The organism is Rhizobium sp. BK181 (assembly GCF_014193305.1).
Taxonomy (GTDB): domain Bacteria; phylum Pseudomonadota; class Alphaproteobacteria; order Rhizobiales; family Rhizobiaceae; genus Rhizobium.
On the sequence record NZ_JACHZA010000006.1, the window covers coordinates 78,956 to 99,609 of the forward strand.

Here is a 20,654-nt window from a genome sequence, read left to right on the forward strand (position 1 = left end):
GAGATGGCACAGTTCACAGTCAATCCCCGCCGGTTCGACCCCTATAAGAACTTCAAGTTCCGGGTGAAATGGGACGGTCGCTATGTGGCCGGGGTCAGCAAGGTCGGCGCACTGAAGCGTTCGACGGAAGTTGTGGAGCATCGGGAGGGGGGAGACCCCTCCACCAGCCGGAAGTCGCCAGGCCGCACGAAATACGAAGCGGTAACGCTGGAACGGGGCGTCACCCACGACCTCGAATTCGAGCAATGGGCAAACAAGCTCTGGAATTTCGGGGCCGGCCCCGGGGCGGAGCTGTCACTCGCAGACTTTCGCAAGGACATCATCATCGACCTGTTCAACGAGGCCGGGCAAAAGGTCATTTCCTACAACGTATTCCGTTGCTGGGTTTCGGAATACCAGGCACTTCCAGATCTCGACGCCAACGCCAATGCGGTCGCGATCCAGACACTCAAACTCGAAAACGAAGGCTGGGAACGCGATACCGCCGTGACCGAGCCAACCGAGCCGTCGTTCACGTTCCCGCCGGGCTAACAACCAGCTGAGTTCCAGGGAGAGTTCCGATGGACACCATCGCGATCGAACTCGCACAGGGCCTGTTTCGCGACGGCGCCGTCCATCGGTCGGCAACGTTGGTGCCGTTGACGGGCCGGGCGGAATTTGACCTGCGCGATGGCGTCAGGGCCGGCTGGCCCAACGCGGATCTTGTTTCAAGGCTTCTCGCATCGTCGGTCGTTAGAATCGGGACACTGTCCGGCCTTCTCCCTGCCGATGCCGCCGAACTGACGGTCGGAGACCGGGAGCGGCTGCTGTTTGCGCTTTATCGACTGACCTTCGGAGCCAATGTCGACGTCATCGCGCGATGCCCTGATTGCGAGGAAATCGTCGAACTCGATATCCCTGCCCGCGTCGCAGAACCGCCTCCCGCCAGACAAACGGCGATCTATAAAGTTGAGTGCGAATGCGATGGCGCTCTGTGGCAGATTTCGTTTCGGCTCCCGACAGGCGGCGACCAGGCAAGGCTTGCCCTGGCCGCCCCGGAGGCAGGTGGGGATGCGGACGTGCGCCTCCTGCGCGATTGTGTGGTCGAGGCGACCCGGAACGGGTGGCCGGTATCGATCGTCGATCCAGACGCCGAGATCCTTGCAGCCGTCGAAGACGCCATGCGCCACGCCGACCCGGCGGCAGAGAGCGAGGCCGAATTCGTCTGCCCGGGCTGCGGAAAGACGGTGGAGGTCGTTGTCGATGCAACGACGCTCCTCCGGGGCACATTGATGGACGGTCGACATGTCCTTCGCGACGTGCATCGGTTGGCCTCTGTCTACCACTGGACGGAGCCTGATATCCTCGCCCTTACCCGTGACCGCCGCGCCGACTACCTGGCCATGATCGAGGAGGAGCTGGAGGCATGACAGGCTTTCTTCGATCGGTGCTCATCAGAGGTATCGGACCTTCCGCGGCCGGAAAGGCACAGTTTGCGACCGTTCCTGCCCGATCGCATTTTTCCCCGCGCCAGGTCGCTGCTTACGCCGACCCGGGCATGGCCGAAGCACCTAAATCGGACCGTGGACAGCCACCGCAAGTGACCGTCCGACGCCCCGGCACATTGCAGCCGGAACAGCAGCCCCTTCGACTTGCGACACCTGCCCAACCGACGCCGGCTGCGGCTACGAGGGATGGCCATGAGCGGACGCGTGCGCGCGTGCCCGATGCTGCTGCGCCTGTTGAGCCGAGCCGGCACCAGCCTGCCCCTGCCGACCAGCCTGTTGCGGCACAGCCCGCCGGCGAGGAGGTGCTGACGACCAGACCTGTCGTAGGGCTCGACCCAAATCTCAGAGAACCAAGAGGGACGCCCCAGTCCGCAATCGATCCGGCGGGCATGTCACGGGAACGTGATCCTCAAGCGATGGATCCTTCCCTGCCGGAACGGGCCATCCGTCCGGAACAGCTGGCCAGAGCGCGTGCGCCGGCAGCCATCGCAACGCGGTCCGACAGCGGCACGACGATCGAGATCGGGCGCATCGACATCGTCGTCACGCCGTCTCCGGCAGCCGCGGTCGACCGGGGGCCTGATCGCGCCAGCGGCTTTGCCACGCATGAGCAGCGGCGCCTTGGACCGAGGCGATAGCCATGGCAACACACGAAGCGATCGCTGCTGTCAGCCGGACCCTACGCCATCTGCTTCTCGATCGCATGGCAACGGCAGCCGAGGTGACATTGTCGCCGCCCGACGTGACGCCGCAGGTCGCAGATCGACGTGTGAACCTCTACCTCTACCAGGTGATCGAAAATGGGGTTCTCAAGAACCAGGACATTCCAGGTCGGGCACATCCTGGCAGCCCGGGTCGCCCGCCGCTGTCCTTGGACCTTCGCTTCCTGCTGTCGAGCTACAGCGCAACTGAAGACGCCGCTGATTCCGACCTCAACGCGCAAATCCTGCTCGGCGACGCAATGGCCGTCCTGCATGAGTTCGGGGTCCACATCGACGAGCTTGTCATGACCCGGAATGTCGGCAGCAAACGGATTGGCGATCCGGTGATCGATCCGGTGCTTGCCGACGAATTCGAGCGCCTGAAAGTGGTGCTGAATCCGATGTCGATCGACGATCTCAGTCGCATCTGGTCGGCGATGCCGCAGGCGAATTTCCGCCGATCGGTAGTCTACGAAGTGACGGTCGTGCAGATCGAGACCGTGTCTCCGCGCCTGCGGCCGGCACCCGTGGAAATACGATCGATATCCGCGACCGTGCGTCGGGCACCGGTGATCCTTTCGGCTTTTGTCCTAAAACCACCAAACGAACCGATCGGCGACATCCGCGTCCCGATCGGGGGGACTGTTGTCATCGAGACGGAAGGCACGATTGGCGTCCCGGTATCTGCTGTCCTCGGAACGCTTCTTCCCGCTTCGCTTCCCGCCTCCCCGAACGGGCGCTTCGAGATGATCGTGCCTGATGACATCAAGCTCCAGCCGGGCCCACTCGAGTTTCACATTCTCACCGACATCGCAACGGACACGGTCACCGGCGGGTTGGACCGGGGCACGACCGGCAACACGACACGGAGGCTTCGATCAAACACCGTTCTTCTTCAGCTCGTGCCGTCTCTCGAAGGCCTGACCGTCCTTTCCCCTGCTGGCGATCGGGTCCTTAGGCTCGAGGGCAAACGGCTCTGGCACCGCGGCGCGAAGATCGTCGAGGTCGTGATCGGCGACCGTTCACGCCGGATCGTCAAGGCAGCGGATGCCGCACCGGGTGATCCGCCGACGCCGACACGCATCGAGGTGCCGGTTGAAAGCTTCGAGCTGCCATCCGCAGGCGACTACCCGGTGGCAGTGCTGGTGGACGGTGTGCGCAGCATTGGACCAGAACTCGTCTACCACCAACCGTGAGGAGGATCATGCTGAATACGGTCATCAATGCGCAGGAGAGCATCTGGGAAGACCGACCAGCGCACTGGTTTAGCACCAATGCCGCAACGATGGCGCTCGGTCTCTCCTGGATCTCGGCGCGCCTTGCCGGGGCCGATGACACCGGGGCGATCCGTGATGCCTATGATGCAGCACGGAGACGGCAGATCAACGCAGGTGAGCCCGCCAGCATCGACCGGCTTGGCGATCTCTTCTCGCTGGCACCTTTCGATCTCGACGTTCTGTTGCTTGGCTGTGCAGCGCAGCTGGTGCAAGGCATTGGCAGGGCGGACCTTCAGATGGCCTTTGCGGTGTGCGAAACGATCGAGCCGCCAGAGGCCCGCTTCCTTGCCCTCGCCCGGTTCAGCCCGGACGCGCCACTCAGACGCTTTCGGCTGATCGAGATATCAGACAGCGCTGTCCTGCTGCAATCGCGGTTTGCCGTGGATGAGCGCGTCTTGCGGCTGTTGCTCGGAGAGGACCAGCGCGTCGCCGCGATCGACCAGGCGCTAGAGGCGGACGACTACGGTCCTCTTCCAGAGCAAAATCTAAAGATCGTCGACTACCTTTGCGCGAGCGTGGACATCGCGCGCCCGGCGGCAGCGCTGGTCGGCGCGGCAAGAAGCGCGCGTCGCGCCACGGCCGCAGCCCTTGCCCGCCGCTTCGGGCTTGGCATTCGTACCCTGCTTCCGCGCTTCCTTCCTTCCGATCCTGGCGAACGACGCGACTTCATTGCGCTGCTTGAACGCGAAGCCGCCATCGGCCGCTTCTCGTTGCTTGTCGACATTGACGAGGCCGACGGCAGGCTTGCCGGCGAGGACATGCTGCGCGGCTTTTCCGGCTTCATCATTATCATTGGCAAACGGCCTCTCGAGACGGCGCGTCATGTGCCGACCGGTGACTGCCGTCCGCTTGCGGCGCCTGACCGTCTTTTCCTCTGGAAAACCGCCCTTGATGGGAAGGCAACCGTCCCTGAAAACGATCTCCTTGAAATTGCCGAGCATTTTGCGCTGGGACCGCGGGAGATTGCCCGGCTCGCCCGCGAAGCTGTCGATGCTGCTTCCGCGCTTTGGGACGCCTGCCGCTCAGTCACCAGCCGGGATCTGCTCGGGCTCAGCGAGCGGATCGTGCCCCGGTTCGGCTTTGCGGATATCGTCCTTCCACCGAGGGTTCTTGCCTTGTTGCACGCCATCGAGGCGCAGGTTCGCTTCAAGAGCCGGGTCCTTGGCCCAGGCGGCTTTGCAGGGCAGCTCGCCCGCGGCCACGGCACGACAGCACTCTTTGCCGGTCCGAGCGGTGTCGGCAAGACCATGGCCGCAGAGGTCCTTGCCCATTCGCTGAAGCTTGATCTTTTCCGGATCGACCTGTCCTCCGTGGTCTCGAAATATATCGGCGAGACCGAACGTAATCTGCGGCAGGTCTTCGACGCCGCCGAAGCCGGTGGCTGCGTCCTCTTCTTCGACGAGGCGGATGCACTGTTCGGCAAGCGGACGGAGGTCAAGGACAGCCATGACCGCTATGCCAACCTCGAGATCAGCTACCTCCTGCAGCGGATGGAGGCCTTCTCCGGCCTCGCAATCCTTGCCACCAACCTGAAGAACAATCTCGACCCCGCCTTTCTTCGCAGGCTTCGCTACGTGGTCGACATCCCCTTTCCCGATGCCGCCGAGCGCGAAGCCATGTGGCGGCGCGCCTTCCCGGCAGGCACGCTCACGGACGACCTCGACTATCAGAAGCTCTCCAGGCTCGACTTCACAGGAGGCAACATCAGCGTTGTTGCCGTCAATGCGGCCTATCTGTCCGCAGCAGAAGATTGCGCGGTCGGCATGAGACACATTGAACGGGCGGCCCGGGCAGAATTCCGCAAGCTCGACCGCGACTTTGGGGGGTGGGCATGACAAGGACACTGCAGCGTCATGTCGGAGCGGTCAACGGTAATGGTGCCAACGCACACGGCATCACCCGCGCCGTGGTCGACGGTATTTCGCAAGCGGGGGACACTGCTGGAGCTGGGGCTGCCGACGGGGGCCGGATCCGCATCGACGCACTCACCATCCGCATCACCAGCGACACGGGCATGCCGCAATTGACCGATGCGGTCAGGCGAGAGATTGCCCGTGCGCTGCGGAGGGTGACGTCATGATGCAGGCATATCCTGTCCCGCAGACTGCAGGCAAGACGCCCCAGCCGGGCGCAAAACCGATGGTTCAGCGAAAGGTCAAGCTCGGTTCAGAGAACGATCCGCTCGAGCACGAAGCCGATCGCGCCGCAGCTGAGATCCTCTCGGGTGCCCGTGTTTCCAACCTCTCGCGTTCGACTTCGCTTGCCCAGCGCAAGTGCAGCGCCTGCGAGGACGAGGAACGGCACGCCATTCGCCGCAAGTGCGCCCATTGCGAGGCCAACGACGCGATGCTTCGCCGCAAGGGCGGCGCGGCAGCCGAACAGTCAGCCGTCGACCGCGCAGCGTCAGCCATCAGTAGCGGCGGCACGGCGCTCACTCCTCAGCAGCGCGCCTATTTCGAACCGCGTTTCGGCCATGATTTCTCCGAGGTGCGCCTCCACCGCAGTGCCGCAGCCGAGCGCGCCGCCGAGGGCATTGGCGCGAGAGCCTACACGCTTGGCTCCTCGATTGCATTTGCCAGCGCCGAGGGCGGCAATGCCCTGCTTGCCCATGAGCTTGCCCATGTCGTGCAGCAATCCGGCGGGACGATCAGGCGGCAACCGGCTGGTCTCGCGCCGATCGATACCAGCGGCGGCGGAGGCACGGCGTTCCTGAATACCGTTACCGGCGGACCGACCCTGCAGGCTGACGGAACCTTTACCGGAAGTGTCAGGCGGCAGGAGATTTCACCGGCCACGGCGACCCAGGCTCAGATGACCATCAGCGATGAAACCGTCAACGTCATCTACGATCCCAAGAACTGCGTCGTGCGCCTGCCGTTTCGCATGAATTTTGTCGCGGCACCGACATCTGGAACCGCCGGCATTTGCACGAGCGGGGGTGCCGGCCCCGCGCCTCCCGTCAGCCCGGCCCGGCTTGCGGAGATCGCCAACGAAGTCGTTCAAACGGCGCAGGATGGCCTGAACGGCTGGTTCAAACTGAGGGTCTCAGGCTGCAAGAACCCGTGTGCTGGCCGAGACATTCCGATCCGGGTGGAGGTCAGCCAGACGGCCACCAGTCCCGATGTGACCATCAATGTCGTCAATCGCGGCGGACGCGCCGATGCGGCAACGATCTGCGCGCCGGACTTCAACCCCGGGACGACGGTGCACGAAGGCGGCCACCAGCGGCTCGGCGTCGGCGACGAATATCGCGAGACCAATCAGGCCTACCGAACCCGCACGCCGGCCTGGGCGCGCGATGAGCGGGTCCGGACAGACTTCACCCGCATGGGGTCTCAACACACCTACGGCAGGCTTGCAGCCTTCCATGAGCGGCATTTCCAGTTTGCGCAAGTCTTTGTGCAGGCAGCGCTCGGTGCGAGCTGCAAGGTCGACCTTGCACGGGCCCGGGCTCTTCCGGTCGAGGCACGATTCACGCTGGGTGGCGGCGGATTTTCTGGCAATCTCGGCGAGGGCTACGCGGTGGAGGGGGGCGTCGACGCCGCATTGCCGCTCGATACGAGCCGACGTTTCAACCTCGAGGCTGGACTGCACGCCCTTTATCTGAATGCCCCGGAGAAACATCGTGACGCGCTGCTCTTCGGAGCGCGACTAGGGCTTTCAGCACAGACCCACCCAGCGACCTGGGGCGCCAAGGTCGGCGTCTTTGGCGGCGTCGGGGGCATCGTCTGGCCCGACAAGACGCCCTACGGCGAGGTCGGCGCCAGGATCGGGATTTTCGACGACATGAAAAAGGGCCGCCGGATCGGAGTCGAAGTCGAGGCGGCACTCGGCAAGGCCTTCAGCGACGACACGGAAAAGCTGCACTTCGCCCGGATCGGGCTGAATTTTGTCTACAGCAGGTAGCGATCATGAGGATGAGATCGGAGACAGGCAAAGGGAGGGAAAAATGACGACGACGCACGCCCCACTTTGCGCCAGTCGTTGCCACACTGCCCCTGCACGGCACCCGGTCGTTCAGCGCAAGGCAAAACTCGGTGCGGTCAACGACGCGATGGAGCACGAGGCCGACGCCGCCGCCGAGCGGGTGATTTCCGGTCGCTGTGCCAGCATTACTCCGTCATCGGCCGGTTCTACAGTCCGGCGATCGGCCTCGAGTGACGCCGCAAGTGCGGGTGCGGAGGCGGCCGAGCGTGCAGTCACCTCCCGGCCAGGCATGCCGCTCAGCCCATCAGAGCGGTCCTATTTCGAGCCTCGGTTCGGCCGCGACCTGTCAGCGGTGCGCCTGCATGCTGACGGGGCTGCTGCCCGTGCAGCCGACCATATAGGGGCCAGGGCCTATACCGTCGGACACCACATCGGATTTGCGTCCGGTCAATATCGTCCGACAAGTCTCGAGGGTCGCCGGCTGATGGCGCATGAACTGGCGCATACCGTGCAGCAGGCCGATGGCGTGGTGCGCCGCGACAGTGTCACTGGCGACCCGGACATCGAACTCGGCAAGAAGCTGAGATCGGAAGAATTCAATGACGGCTACAGCCTCGCCTTCTTCGATCCTGACTTCGACCTCATCAAGAAGGCGCAGCCAATGTCGCAGGCACTTGCCGATGCATTTGCTACGCGCGAACAGGGAATAGGCATCAAGGACGAACGATTTGATGCGACGTCGCTGGTCTTCGGCAAGGCCATTCGCGGCACGAAGACGGACGGCACCAGCCGCATCCAGGACGTCGTTCCACGCCTTGCCGGCGTGATCGAAGGAGCACTTCGGAAGGTCCCTGCGGCAGGCGCAGCGACAAGTGCGACGCCCGGCAGGATCAAGTCACTTGCGATTTTCGCGCATGGCACGCCCAGCTGGTGCAGCCTCAATGTAACGTCGTCAAACGCGCCTGGCATCTTCAAGACGATTGCACCATTCCTGTCGAATACGGCCCGGATCATCCTCTACACCTGCAGCTCCGCAAAGGGTGTCACGGAAAATCTCGGGTCGAACAAGGATGACGTCTACCGCAGGGGCTCGTTCGAGCCCGGTGGCAAGGATTCGCTTGCCGCCGTTGTCCGCGACACCCTGGTCGACGCCGGTGTCGGCAATGTCAGCGTATGGGGCCATACGGGTGCCGGCCACCCGACAGAAAACTGGTCGCTCCGATTCTTCACCGGCGCCACCGGCAAGGGATCGCCAGGAAGAGGCTTCGTTGCATCCTTTCTGGCAATCGAGCCGGTCATTGCGGCGGCAGTTACGGTGCTGGCTGCAGAAATTGCCCGACAGGGATTTGCGGTCGACACGTCGAACCCCGCGTTCAAGGCTGAGGCCGGACGGCTTGCCGCGAACGGGATCTACCTCGCCTATGCCGAGATGCATTGGGACAAGTCATTGCCGGTCAAGCCGGCCGAACAGGCACCAACCGCATCGGCCGGGGTGGCCACCCAAGCCATCGCCCACTTCGAGAATGTTTATTGGCCGAAGCAGGTGCCTAACCTTGCTCGGATGCTGATCGCATCGCTCGGCTTAAAGAAACAACCCGCCGCACCATAGGAGCAGGATCATGACCGCATCGCCACGATGGCCAAAGGTGCAGAAAGGCGGAATCGTCGCGTTTCAGCCGCCTGATCCGCTGCCAATTGTAGTTGCATTCCAGTACAATCCTGACGAGGTGACGCGCCAGATCGCCGGGCGTTCGGCCTCGGGCGGTGGACGCGGCGACGCCCGCCGCCTCAACGGCCCGCCCGACGAAACGCTGACGTTTTCGGTCGAGATCGATGCTGCCGACCAGCTCGAGAAGCCGGGGCAGAACGGCGTCACCGTCGCAAATGGTCTCCATCCGGCGCTCGCCGCGCTCGAAAAGCTGGTCTACCCCGCCTATTCCATGGTGCTGGCCAACGAGGTCATCGCGCTTGCGGGCGGTGCTTTCATCCTGGCGGAAAACGCTCCCATGGCCTTCCTCGTCTGGGGGGCACACCGCGTCCTGCCTGTGCGCCTCGAAAGCCTGTCGGTGCGCGAGGAGGCCTTTGACCAGTCGCTCAACCCGATCAGGGCCCGCGCAGATTTGACGCTGAAGGTGCTCACCTATCGCGATCTCAGCATCGTCGACCCTGGCTACTTCGTCTATCTCGCGGCACTGACGCAGAAGCAGGCGATGGCCGCACAGGAGACCTTCGGCGCCCGCTCCGGCCTTCAGGCCCTTGTTCCATAGGAGGATAGGATGTTCTTCCGAGGCAGCCGTTACGAATCCATTCCCGAGGCGCAGTACAAAGGTGCCGACGGGCGGGTCATCCGCTACAAGCGCATGCGGTTCATTCCAGCAACCTCGGGAAGCCGCAGCTACGTCGTCGGCAGCGGCGACAGGCCGGATCTGGCAAGCGCCTCGACGCTCGGGGATCCTGAACGCTTCTGGCAACTCTGCGACATCAACCGGGTGATGCGCCCGGTCGATCTGACCGATCAGCCCGGCACGATCATATCGGTCCCCTCACCGGGAGATCTCGCATGACGATCCTGCCGTCATTCTTCCTGGTCCAGATCGCCAAGGCGCCGCTGCCGCGCTTGCTGATCGAAGCACTAAGCTCGATCGAGGTGGAAACGGCAGTCGGCCGTGCGTCGATGGTACGGCTGAGTTTCGACCTCAGCCGCAACTTCATGGGCGACTATGACGCGGCAGCACTTCCGATCTTCCGGCCAAACACGCCCCTGACCATTCGGCTGGCCCTTGGCGTTCCCGTTCCCTTCGCGCTTGTCAACGCCTATGTCACGGAGACACGGCTTCTTGCCGGCAATGATCCCGGCCGCTCCATTCTCGAGGTTGTCGGCGCCGACGCGCTTGGGACACTGATGGGGCAGCGTCGCGCACCCAAGACATGGCCCAACTGCCCGGACAGCGTCGTCGCCACGGTGATCTTCGGCAGCTATGGCATCATTCCCGACGTGTTGCCGACCCCGCCGCAGCGCACGACGCTCGATACGACAACCACCCAGCGCAGTTCGGATTCCGTCTACCTCAGCCAGCTCGCCTATCGAAACGGCTTCGATCTGTATGTTGCCCCCGAACCGTTCAGCGGCCTCGACATCGGACACTTCCGAGCGCCACTGAGCCTGCCGGTGCCGCAGGGTGTGCTGTCGATCGACTTCGGACGCCAGACCAACCTGCGCTCCTTCAATGCCTTCAACGACATGCAGCGACCGGTCTCGATGCTTGGCTTCACCTCGGAGCCGAAGACACGCCTGCCGCTGCCCTACATTGCACCGGCTGCGAGCGAACTGCCGATGGGCATGGAACCCAATCTCCTGCGCATCCTGCCTCCGCCTGTCGACCGGATATCTGCGACGGATGCGGCAAGCCCGCAGGAGGCACAGTCGTCGGCCCTTGCCAGGGCGACCGCCTCGAGCCGTTCGGTCAGCTGCCGCGGCGAAGTCGACGGGATCAAGTTCGCCAGGGCGTTGCGATGCGGGCAAACCGTGCTGGTACGCGGCGCAGGTCGGGAAAACAGCGGCCTCTACTACGTCGATTCCGTCACCCACCGGATATCACGCGACGATTACGCCCAGAGTTTTTCCGGTTGGCGCAATGCTGTCGGGCTGACCGGCGCCGAAATCTTCATCGACCCCTTTGCCGCGATTGCATGAAAGGAGCAGGACGTGAACGATCTCCTAGCCGCAGCCGACCAAAGCCAGGCGCACTATGAACGCTTCTATGGCAAGTATCGCGGGATTGCGACCGATGTGAATGACCCAAGCAGGCTTGGCCGCATCAAGGCGCGCATTCCCTCGCTGCTCGAGGATTTCGAGACGGGATGGGCGACACCCTGTGCGCCCTACGCCGGAACGACATCAGGCTTCTTCTCGCTGCCGCCGGTCGGTGCGGGCGTGTGGATCGAGTTTGAAGGCGGGGACATTTCGCGACCGATCTTTGCCGGCTGTTATTGGGGCCTTGCCGAGGCCCCGATGGCGCCGCCAGCCTCTCCACCCGATCCCATGACCAAGGTCTGGCGCAGCGACCTTGGGCTGACGATCGCGCTTGACGACAAGCAACAGACGATCACGCTCTCCGATCCGGCCGGTGCCAACCAGATCGTGCTCGACGTCAAGCAGTCGACTGTGACCCTGCGCGGGCTCGCCAAGGTTGTCTTCGAAAGCAGCAAGATCTTCGAGGGAAGCGCGGTCGCATTTCATCCGGCGGTCCATGGCGACCAGCTGATGACCTATCTCAACACGCTGGTGACGATCTTCAACACACACCTGCATGTGGGGCAGATGGCGGCAGGGATCCTCCCGGTGACGCCGGCGCCCTCTGTGGTTCAGATGATGCCGCCACCACCGTCTCTTCTCTCGACCAAGGTCACACTGGATTAGGGGCTTACGATGGCGATCAAACCAGGCAATTTCTCATCCGATCCAGACGATGCCATGAGCTTCGTCAATTCGATGGCCGAAGCGATGGAGAAGGAGCTGAACAAGCTCCTGGTGCTCGATGGCCTTGAGCCCCTTTCAACGTCGAACACCGACCGCGACGTACGCGCGCGGCGGCGCATGTTCGTCGCGATTGCCCGTGGGGTTGCGCTGCATCTTTCTGACCATCCGGAAGCATTCAGGCTAGTTCCCGCCATCGGCGGGGCCACGATCCGTGTCGACGCCATAGAGGTGGTATGACAATGAACGCAATTTCCCGCCATCTCGACGTTCCATTCGGCATCGACGCACAGGGGCGGACGCGAACGACCGGCGACGATGATCATGTCAGGGACATGATCAAGCTTGTCCTCTTCACCGAGCCTGGCGAGCGCGTCAACAGGCCGGATTTTGGCTGCGGGCTGAAGCAGCTCGTGTTTGCTCCTTCTTCCGATGCCCTGGTTGCGGCCGTCGAGGCTCTCGTTCACGGCTCGCTGATCCGCTGGCTCGATTCGGTCATCACGATCGAATCCGTCGCGGTTCGTGCAGACGAGTCCACGCTCGATATCGAAATCACCTATGCCAGGATCGACACCGGCGCGCGCCATCTCGACCTGTTCGTGCGGCAGATCGGCTGAGGAGGTGGCAATGACACGCTTGCGTCAGGGTTTGATCGATTGCGGTGAAGACAAGCGCCGCGGAATGCTTGCGAGCGCTGCCCATCCGCTGAATGGCATTGACTTCGTCGAATACACGCGCACGCCGAGCACGCATCAGCTCACGGTGACTTTCGTAAAGGCGAGGCCCGCTTCACCGGCTCTCGACAAAAGCCATTTTAGCATTGCGGGTGGCCTACGCATCACCGGAATCGATGTGGAGTCGATCGTGCTGCCCGCGGCGTCACAGAAGTCGGTGATCCTGATGCTGAGCGCCGAGGGCGATTTCTCGACCTATGTCGTTCGCGTGCAGCATCCGCAAGTGGACATGGAGCTCAGCGAGGTGAGCTTCGGCTTCAAGGCATCCTGCCCCTCGCCCTTCGATTGCCGAAGCGATTGCGACTGTGGTGAAGGCGCCCTGGAGGAACCCGCCCTCGACTATCTCGCGCGTGACTATCAGAGCTTCAGGCGGATGCTTCTCGACTTTATGAGCGCCCGCAATCGCGACTGGACGGAGCGCCTGCCCCCCGACCTCGGCGTTTCGCTCGTCGAACTCTTCGCCTATGCCGGCGACTATCTGAGCTATTTCCAGGATGCGGCTGCAACGGAAGCTTATCTTGATACCGCCTTGCACCGTGTCTCGGTCAAGCGGCACACACGCCTCATCGACTACCCGGTGCATGACGGCGCCAATGCGCGAACCCTTGTGCATTTCAACGCCGTTTCGGCAGGCACTGTCGATGCCGGGACAAGGGTGTGCACACGGATGGCACGTCCCCTGGCCGGCGCGACCGACCTGCCCGGAACCGTGATCCCGATTGATACCGGTTTTGCGAAAGACCCGGCCTTGTCAGAGGTCGTCATCTTCGAGACGGAAACAGTGCTTGAGGTACGGCCCGAGCACAACGAGCTGCGCATCCACACATCAGGCAACGGCGATTGCTGCCTTGGCGCCGGCTGCACAGAAGTTCATCTCTACCACCTGTCGGGCGATGGCCACGCGACACGACCGTCGCTGGGTCCTGGCGATCTTCTCCTTCTGGAAGAGGTCAGAAGCGCCAGGACCGGAGAGGCCGTTGATCGAAACCCGTCGCACCGATGGGTTGTGCAGCTCGTCGAGGCATCAGAGACGACGGACGAGGCACTGACGGATCAGCTTGCACCACGCCTCAGTGTCGCGGACCCCGCCCTGCCACTGCTACGGGTCCGATGGAGCACAGCAGAGGCGCTCCCCGAAGCCGTGCAGATATCAGCTGTCGGGGCCGATCTTCTTCCAATCGATCCCGTGACGGTCGCGCGGGGCAATGTCGTCGCCGCCGATCACGGTCTCACGATCTTTCTGGATTCGGCCCGCGGTGAACTGGACCTGCCTGTGGAATCAGGCAGCCGCTACCCTCTCGCAACGTTGGCCGTGCCCGCAACGCCGCTGACGCAGACGAAATATGGGCCTGCCATCGAGCTCGTTCTCTCGCTTGCCGGGCAGGAAGACCAGATCTGGTCAGCAGTCCCTGATCTTTTCGACTGCACCCCCTACGACCGCAACTTCGTCGCCGAGGTGGGCGATGATGGCGCACCAACGCTACGCTTCGGTGACGACATCTATGGACGCATGCCACGCGGAGCTGAGCGAGCGCGGTTGACCATGCGCATTGGCAACGGCAGTGACGGCAACATTGGTAGCGGCTCGCTTTTCCATATTGCCGCCGCGACCGGCGTGGTCGATGCCGTATATCAGCCAGTTTCGGCAACTGGCGGAACGGCACCACGATTGACGGCCGAGGTGAAACGACTGGCTCCGGCGGCATTCCGCGCTGAACAGTTTCGTGCCGTCACCGAGGACGACTGGCGCAACGCCGCGCTCAGGCAGATCGAGGTTCTGGATGCGCGCGCCGTCTTCCGCTGGACGGGCAGCTGGCACACCATCTTCGTCGCCATTCATCCGCGCGACGAACGCAATCTCCTGCAAACGGCTGGTGGTGGCTTTGCTCTGGAAAGCCGGTTTGCCGGACGGATTGACGGTCACCTCCGCCGGTTCAAGCTCGCGGGCTATGACCTTGCCATAACAAGCGCGGTCTACGTTCCGATCGAAATTGCCGTGACACTATGCGTCGCCCGTGGATATTTTCCCGGCGACGTTGCGGCTGCCGTCAAGAAAACCCTGGAGGGCTTCTTTGACCAGCTCGGCGCCCGCTTCGGAAAACCGGTCTATCTGTCAAAGATCTACGCCGCGATCGAACTGGTCGAGGGACTGGAATCGGCCGACGTGACGCGCTTCAAACGCTACTGGGAGCCGCAGCGCGACTGGCTCGATCGCGGTGTCATCGATATCGGCGCCTTTGAGATAGCGCGGCTCGACAACAATCTGAGCGCTCCCGAATTCGGCGTGCTCGTCCTCGAAACGGCGGGAGCACGATGATGGGCAACGCCTGTTCCGATCCCTTCTGTGGCTGCGGCAGCGACGCTGCGCTTGTGCCGCTCGACGTCTTCAACCGCCCGGGTCTCAGTGCACTCTCCTATCGCATAGGAACCTTTGCGAGCTTTCGCCTGAAGATGCTCGAGGGCCTTGCGAAGGACCCTGCTTTGTCGCAGCTGACATCCCGCGAGCCGGACGACTACGCGGTTTCGCTGATCGAGATGTTCTCGGCGATGGCCGACGTCATGACCTTCTACAGCGAACGGATCGCCAACGAATATTTCCTTGGTACGGCCCGGGAAAGAGCCTCGGTCGAGCAACTCGTGCGGCTGATCGGGCATGAGCTGTCTCCAGGGCTTGCCGCCACCGCAATGCTTGCATTCGACCTTGAGGACGGCGCGCGTGTGCGCATCCGCAAGGGCCTGCCTGTGATGTCGATCCCGGGACAGGACGAGGTCCCGCAGACATACGAGACAATCGAGGAACTGGTTGCGCATGGTGATCTCAATGCGGCGCGCGCCTTCGCCGCGCCTGTGGCGCTTGCTGCATTTGCTGTCGGCCGCGTAGGATTTGCACTTGCCGCGCGGCCGACCGATCTGAGGATCGGTGATATTCTCGTCATGTCAGACGGCGAACGGTTCGAGGAAAAACGCGTCCAGGCGATCGAAGACGAATGGGGCGGTCTTGCGCTGCGCTTCACTCCGCCGATCCAGGTCAATGGATTTGCCACTGAGCGCACCCAGCTGCGCAAGTTCGAGCGACGCCTGGCGTTGTTCGGATGCAATGCCCCTGCGACCGTACAGCTCTATTCCACCAGTCCGTCGATCGAGCCCGACAAGCGCTGGTCAACGCATACCATCAGCGATGTACTGACGCCCTCGGGCGATGGGTTCTATGCGCTCGAAACCAGTATACAGGGCCTGTCGTCGGGCACGCGTGTCCTCATCGACACAGGGGACGCCACCCCGCGCCGGCTCACTGCAGCTGTCGACACGACGCGTGAGGGGAGCGCTACCGTTTCCACCACCGATGGCCTCGATGTTTCGCAGCTGGCCCAGACGGTGACGCATGCCCGCTTTACGCGGACATTTGCCGGCCGGCCGGCCGTTACGGCCTCTGGATCACAGACCGAGATCGTCAGTCGCGACGGCGCAAACAGGCTCACCGCCTTCCTGCCGATGGCGGGCTTTGCCGCAGCGACACAGTCGATCGATGCCGTGGCAGTCACCGGCAACCCCGTCCTCGTGGCGAGCTCCTCCTCCAGCAGGCTTTTCGTCCGGAACGCCGAACGGGCGCTGATCGGACTGACGCGCGCCGGCGTGCGCTTTGAGGCACTGGTCGACTATGGAGGCATCCTGACCAGTGATCCGGCAGCCCTCTCGCTCGCCAGTGGCGAACTCCTTGTCTTCGGGCGCGGAACCGACCAGCGCCTCTGGGTCATCGGTGTTGGGGCGCCAACATCCGCATGGACATCACTTGGCGGCTTCCTGACGTCGGCGCCCTGCGCGACGAGCTGGGGTGGAGGGCGGGTCGATGTCTTCGTGCGTGGCGCCGACCGGGCCTTGTGGACGCGATCAAGGGAGGCGACATGGTCTTCCTGGACCAGCCTTGCCGGAAGCCTTGCATCGGCGCCGGCTGCCGTCTCCACTCTCCCCGGCCGCATCGATGTGGTTGCCCGCGCCGACGATGGAGGACTTCTGCATCGACGATGGACAGGAACGACCTGGACGGACTGGTTCAATCTCGGTGGCAATCTCGCCGGTCAACCCGCAATTGCTGCACTTCCGGGAGACGAGGTCGCCATTGCGGTTCGGCGTCTCGACAACACGCTCGGTGTCATTGGCCGGCGCGCAAACGCATGGTCCGAATGGCAGGTAATCGACGCCCAACTTGCGTCGGACCCGGTGGTCACACCCGCCTCGGGGATGCTTACGATCGTCGCCCGAAACGACGATGACGTCATCGTCGAGAATGCACGCCAGTCAGGCGGATGGGCTGGCTGGTCGAAACGCGAGGCTCCGGTCAACATTGCGCTTGACCGTCGAAAAAGCCGCATTGTCCAGGTCGGCGCACAGGCGATCGAACCGCGAAGCTTTGACTATCCGAAAGAGCTCGCCGGCAACCAGCTCGTCCTTCGCGCGACGCCTGGGACCGTCGAACTCGGCAAAGGCAGACGGATCCTGATCGAGTCTGGCGAGGTGCAACATGCCGCGACCGTCACCTCGGCATCGCCGGTTTCGGCGATCGCGGGAGAGGCACCCGACCATGTGCTCGTATCGTTTACACCTTCTCTTCCACGACCGCTGACGGCAGTAACCGTCAAGGCAAATATTGCCAATGCCAGCCACGGCGAAACCCAGCCCGAGGAACAGCTTGGCCATGGAGATGCGTCCAGGAGCTTTGCGGAATTCAAGCTGCAGCGCATGCCGCTGACATATCTGCCGGAGCCGGGCAATCTTTTTGGTCGCGCGAATCTTGAGGTCAGGGTCAACGGCGTGCTCTGGTCGCCGGTCCCCGACCTCTTTGGCCGCAAGCCTTCCGAAGAGGTTTATACGGTGAAGACAGGCGATGACGGCATCTCAACCGTCGGCTTCGGTGACGGGCGTACGGGTCGCAGGCTGCCGACTGGGGTCCTTGCCGTTACTGCGCGGTACCGAAAGGGTCTTGGCCTTGCGGGTCGCATGCGTCCCGGCCAACTCGCCTTGCCGCTGGAAACGCCAGTCGGCCTTCGCGCCGTTGCCAACCCGATGGCCTCGATTGGCGGCGCCGATCCCGAAGACCGCGACGATGCGCGCAGGAACGCCCCGAACGGCGTCAGGACGTTCGGAAGGGTCGTTTCCATTCAGGATTTCGAATGGCTGGCACTGTCGACGCGCCTCGTCATTCGCGCAACCGCCTCATGGGTCTGGCTCGGGCTTGGAAAGTCGGTTCATGTCAGCGTGCTCGGCGAAGGAGGTATACGCGTGCCCGCCGATCAGCTGGCGCAACTGGCTTCTGCCCTGTCGAATGCCCGCGATCCAAACTGGCCGCTCTATCTTGCCAGTCTGACCCAGGTGCCTCTTACCGTTTCGGCGCGGATTGTTTCCGATCCCCGTTTCGAGCGCGCCGCCGTCATGGAGAATGCCCATGCCGCGCTGATGGCAGCCTTCCGGCATGACAGGATCACCCCCGGAATGCCAGTTCATCTCAGCCACGTCTACGCGGCCCTGCAACAGGCCGAAGGCGTCGTCGCCGCCGACGTGGACCTCTTTCATCTCAAGGGACACGAGGCAATGACGCCCGCGGAGCAGAAGATCCGCGCCGTCAGTTCCGGGCCGCTGCAAAAACACATCCGCCTGTTTCTCGCCCGTCCGCTGCCGACGAACCCGTTGCTCATCGATCGGTTCGCAAGGCGCGGCTTCGACAATGGCGTCGTGCCGCCGGTGCTTGCGGCAGAACAGGCCTTCATCGAAGACCCGCGCGACGTGACGCTGACTGCTGTGGAGGCGCTCTGATGGCATACTCGAATGCCGCCACCGACAAACTCTTCAACCTGCTTCCGGCCTATCTGCGCGATGAGGATGCCCGAAACGGCGGCGCGCTGAAGGCGCTTCTTGCTGTGGTCGAAACGGCTGCAAACGACATCGAGGACGACATTCGCCAGCTCCATGCCAATGCCTTCATCGAGACCTGCGAGCCCTGGGTCGTTCCCTATATCGGCGAGCTTGTCGGCAATATCAGGCTTTCCTCGACCGAAGCCGAGCCTGTTTCGAGCGCGGCGCGTGAGATTTTTCCGGATTTGCGCGGACCGCGGCTCGAGCCCCTTCCAGCGCTTCGAACAAGGGCGGATGTCGCCAAGACGATCTACTATCGCCGGCGCAAGGGCACGTTGCCGATGCTCGAGGAGCTCGCTCGCGACATTACCGGCTGGCCTGCCCACGCCGTCGAATTCTTCGAGAGGCTCGTCTGGACGCAAGCTGTCCGCAACCGGCTTCGTCCGGAAGCGCTCACGCCTGACGTGCGCAAGGTCGAAAGCTGCAGACGCCTGAATACCGCGTTCGACGGCATGAGCCACACCGTCGATGTGCGCCCCCCATCCCGCAGCGAAGGCTGGCACAACGTCCGCAATGTCGGCTTTTTCCTCTGGCGTCTTGGCGCCTATCCGCTGAGCAGGGCCACGCCGAGACGCCTCGGCGACTTTCGCTATCACTTCAGTCCGCTCGGCAACCAGGCACCCTTGTTTTCAGCAAGGCGACGCGAAGCCGTCGAGACCGAGCTTGCGACTGAACTCGACGTGCCGCAGCCAATCGATCCGGCACGCTTCCACAAGGACCTCGCCGATAGTGCAGCAATGCCCTCGCCACCCAGTCACACCGAGTTCTACGGACCTTTCGACAGGACACCAGGTCATACCGCTGCTCCGGATCAGAGCATATTCATGGTGGTCGATGGCATCGAGGTGCCGGCCACCTCTATCCGTTGCGCCGACCTGTCGACCTTCAGGCAGCCTGCAGACGCCACGGTCCTCATTGACGTGACGCGTGGCCGCTTTGCCCTCGGCGCCCTGTTTGCGACCGATCCCGTGGTTGAGATCAGCTACCACTACGGGTTCCCGACGGACCTTGGGGGCGGACCATACCAACGTCAGGCATGGCTGACGGATCCTGTCCGGGCGGAGCTTGCCGCAACCTATCTGGTGGATACCAGCGGACTGCCCGGCACCTTCTCCACGATCGGTGCTGCCCTGCAGCAATGGAGGGACGACGCGCGCCCGCGTGCGCTGATCCGCATCGGCGACAACCGAAGCTATGTGGAAGCCATTGCCATTGATCTTGACGTGTCGCAGCGAGGTGAATTCCTGGCGATTGAAGCGGCAGACGGAATGCGCCCGCATCTCCAGCTGGATGGAGCAATGACGGTCACAGGCAATCATCCTGACTTTGTCCTGACGCTCGGCGGGCTACTGATCGAGGGGCAGGTCCGTGTTGAAGACACAATTTCGCGGCTTCGTCTTATCCACACTACGCTGGTGCCGGGTCTTGGCATCGTCGACGGATCGTCGCCGTCTGGCGACCCCAGCATCGTGGCGCTGGCGGGATCGCCGGCGACCCCTCTCAACGTAGGGCTTTCGGTCGAGCTCGTCTTTTCGATCAGCGGATCGATCGCAATGCCCCGCCTTTCGCGGCATCTGATCCTGCTCGACAGCATTGTCGACGGAGCGCTTATGCCAGCGCCCGATTATGCAGCACCCGATGCCACCGGTCCGATGCTTTATGCCGAGCGGAGCACCGTGCGCGGCACGGCAAACCTGCGCGGTATCGAGTACGCTTCAACCTCCATCTTCGAGAGCCCGGTTATCTCAGAGCGGGTGCAGGAGGGCTGTGTCCGGTTTTCCTATGTCCATCCTCTGTCGCGGGTGCCTCGTCGCTATCGCTGCCAACCCGATCTTGCCGAAGCCCTGGAGATCGAGGTTGCCGGGCAAGCGACCGCGCTCACTGCGGCTGATCGTCAGCAGATCCGAGATCGTGTGCGATTGCGGCTGAAGCCCGAATACACCGCCGAACCCTACGGCCAACCCGCATACCTGCAGCTGGCGCTCGATGGGCCGCCGGAAATTGCAACAGGTGGCGAAGACGGATCCGAGATGGGTGCCTACTGCCATCTCAAGCAGCCGCAGCGCGAGCGCAATCTGCGCACGCGTCTCGAAGAATACCTGCCCTTCGGCCTCGACTACGGCTTCATCTACGTGACCTGAGGA

At 63.1% G+C, this 20,654-nt stretch carries 17 protein-coding genes; all 17 read left to right on the top strand.

Going from position 1 to position 20,654, the window contains the following annotated elements; genetic code table 11:
- Positions 1–3: 3 nt before the first annotated feature.
- Genes FHT77_RS16535 through FHT77_RS16615 form a run of 17 tightly spaced genes read left to right on the top strand, consistent with a single transcriptional unit; the run spans position 4 to position 20,651 of the window.
- Positions 4–531, top strand: coding sequence for a phage tail protein (locus FHT77_RS16535; RefSeq protein ID WP_183756036.1), 528 nt, complete (start codon positions 4–6; stop codon positions 529–531).
- A 29-nt stretch (positions 532–560) separates the two neighbouring features.
- A complete protein-coding gene (locus tag FHT77_RS16540) occupies positions 561–1,409 on the top strand; it encodes a hypothetical protein (protein ID WP_183756037.1) in 849 nt (282 codons plus the stop codon).
- Positions 1,406–2,125: a hypothetical protein gene (locus FHT77_RS16545; RefSeq protein ID WP_183756038.1), complete on the top strand. Its 720-nt coding sequence runs from the start codon at positions 1,406–1,408 to the stop codon at positions 2,123–2,125. The genes FHT77_RS16540 and FHT77_RS16545 overlap by 4 nt, the downstream gene beginning before the upstream one ends.
- Positions 2,126–2,127: 2 nt before the next feature.
- Positions 2,128–3,384, top strand: a complete 1,257-nt coding sequence (locus FHT77_RS16550; protein ID WP_183756039.1) for a DUF4255 domain-containing protein — start codon at positions 2,128–2,130, stop codon at positions 3,382–3,384.
- Positions 3,385–3,392: 8 nt separating this feature from the next.
- On the top strand, positions 3,393–5,300 hold the full coding sequence (locus tag FHT77_RS16555; protein ID WP_183756040.1) for an ATP-binding protein: 1,908 nt from the start codon (positions 3,393–3,395) through the stop codon (positions 5,298–5,300).
- Positions 5,297–5,545, top strand: a complete 249-nt coding sequence (locus FHT77_RS16560; protein ID WP_183756041.1) for a hypothetical protein — start codon at positions 5,297–5,299, stop codon at positions 5,543–5,545. Before FHT77_RS16555 ends, FHT77_RS16560 begins: the two co-directional genes overlap by 4 nt.
- Entirely contained in the window at positions 5,542–7,371 is a 1,830-nt protein-coding gene (locus tag FHT77_RS16565; protein ID WP_183756042.1) for a DUF4157 domain-containing protein, read from the top strand. Before FHT77_RS16560 ends, FHT77_RS16565 begins: the two co-directional genes overlap by 4 nt.
- 43 nt (positions 7,372–7,414) lie before the next feature.
- Positions 7,415–9,001 (top strand): DUF4157 domain-containing protein, encoded by a 1,587-nt coding sequence (locus tag FHT77_RS16570; RefSeq protein WP_183756043.1) that lies wholly within the window; start codon positions 7,415–7,417, stop codon positions 8,999–9,001.
- Positions 9,002–9,011: 10 nt separating this feature from the next.
- Entirely contained in the window at positions 9,012–9,659 is a 648-nt protein-coding gene (locus tag FHT77_RS16575) for a hypothetical protein (protein ID WP_183756044.1), read from the top strand.
- A 9-nt stretch (positions 9,660–9,668) separates the two neighbouring features.
- Complete coding sequence (locus FHT77_RS16580; RefSeq protein WP_183756045.1) at positions 9,669–9,956, top strand: hypothetical protein; 288 nt, start codon at positions 9,669–9,671, stop codon at positions 9,954–9,956.
- Positions 9,953–11,086: a hypothetical protein gene (locus FHT77_RS16585; protein WP_183756046.1), complete on the top strand. Its 1,134-nt coding sequence runs from the start codon at positions 9,953–9,955 to the stop codon at positions 11,084–11,086. Before FHT77_RS16580 ends, FHT77_RS16585 begins: the two co-directional genes overlap by 4 nt.
- Before the next feature lie 12 nt (positions 11,087–11,098).
- Positions 11,099–11,812 carry a phage baseplate assembly protein V gene (locus FHT77_RS16590; protein ID WP_183756047.1) on the top strand — a complete coding sequence of 238 codons (714 nt, stop codon included), beginning with the start codon at positions 11,099–11,101 and terminating at the stop codon, positions 11,810–11,812.
- Between the two features lie 9 nt (positions 11,813–11,821).
- Positions 11,822–12,109, top strand: coding sequence for a hypothetical protein (locus FHT77_RS16595; protein WP_183756048.1), 288 nt, complete (start codon positions 11,822–11,824; stop codon positions 12,107–12,109).
- A 2-nt stretch (positions 12,110–12,111) separates the two neighbouring features.
- Positions 12,112–12,486: a GPW/gp25 family protein gene (locus FHT77_RS16600; RefSeq protein ID WP_183756049.1), complete on the top strand. Its 375-nt coding sequence runs from the start codon at positions 12,112–12,114 to the stop codon at positions 12,484–12,486.
- Between the two features lie 10 nt (positions 12,487–12,496).
- Positions 12,497–14,920 (top strand): hypothetical protein, encoded by a 2,424-nt coding sequence (locus tag FHT77_RS16605; protein ID WP_183756050.1) that lies wholly within the window; start codon positions 12,497–12,499, stop codon positions 14,918–14,920.
- On the top strand, positions 14,917–18,411 hold the full coding sequence (locus FHT77_RS16610) for a baseplate J/gp47 family protein (RefSeq protein ID WP_183770323.1): 3,495 nt from the start codon (positions 14,917–14,919) through the stop codon (positions 18,409–18,411). Before FHT77_RS16605 ends, FHT77_RS16610 begins: the two co-directional genes overlap by 4 nt.
- Entirely contained in the window at positions 18,411–20,651 is a 2,241-nt protein-coding gene (locus FHT77_RS16615) for a hypothetical protein (protein WP_183756052.1), read from the top strand. Before FHT77_RS16610 ends, FHT77_RS16615 begins: the two co-directional genes overlap by 1 nt.
- Positions 20,652–20,654 lie beyond the last annotated feature (3 nt).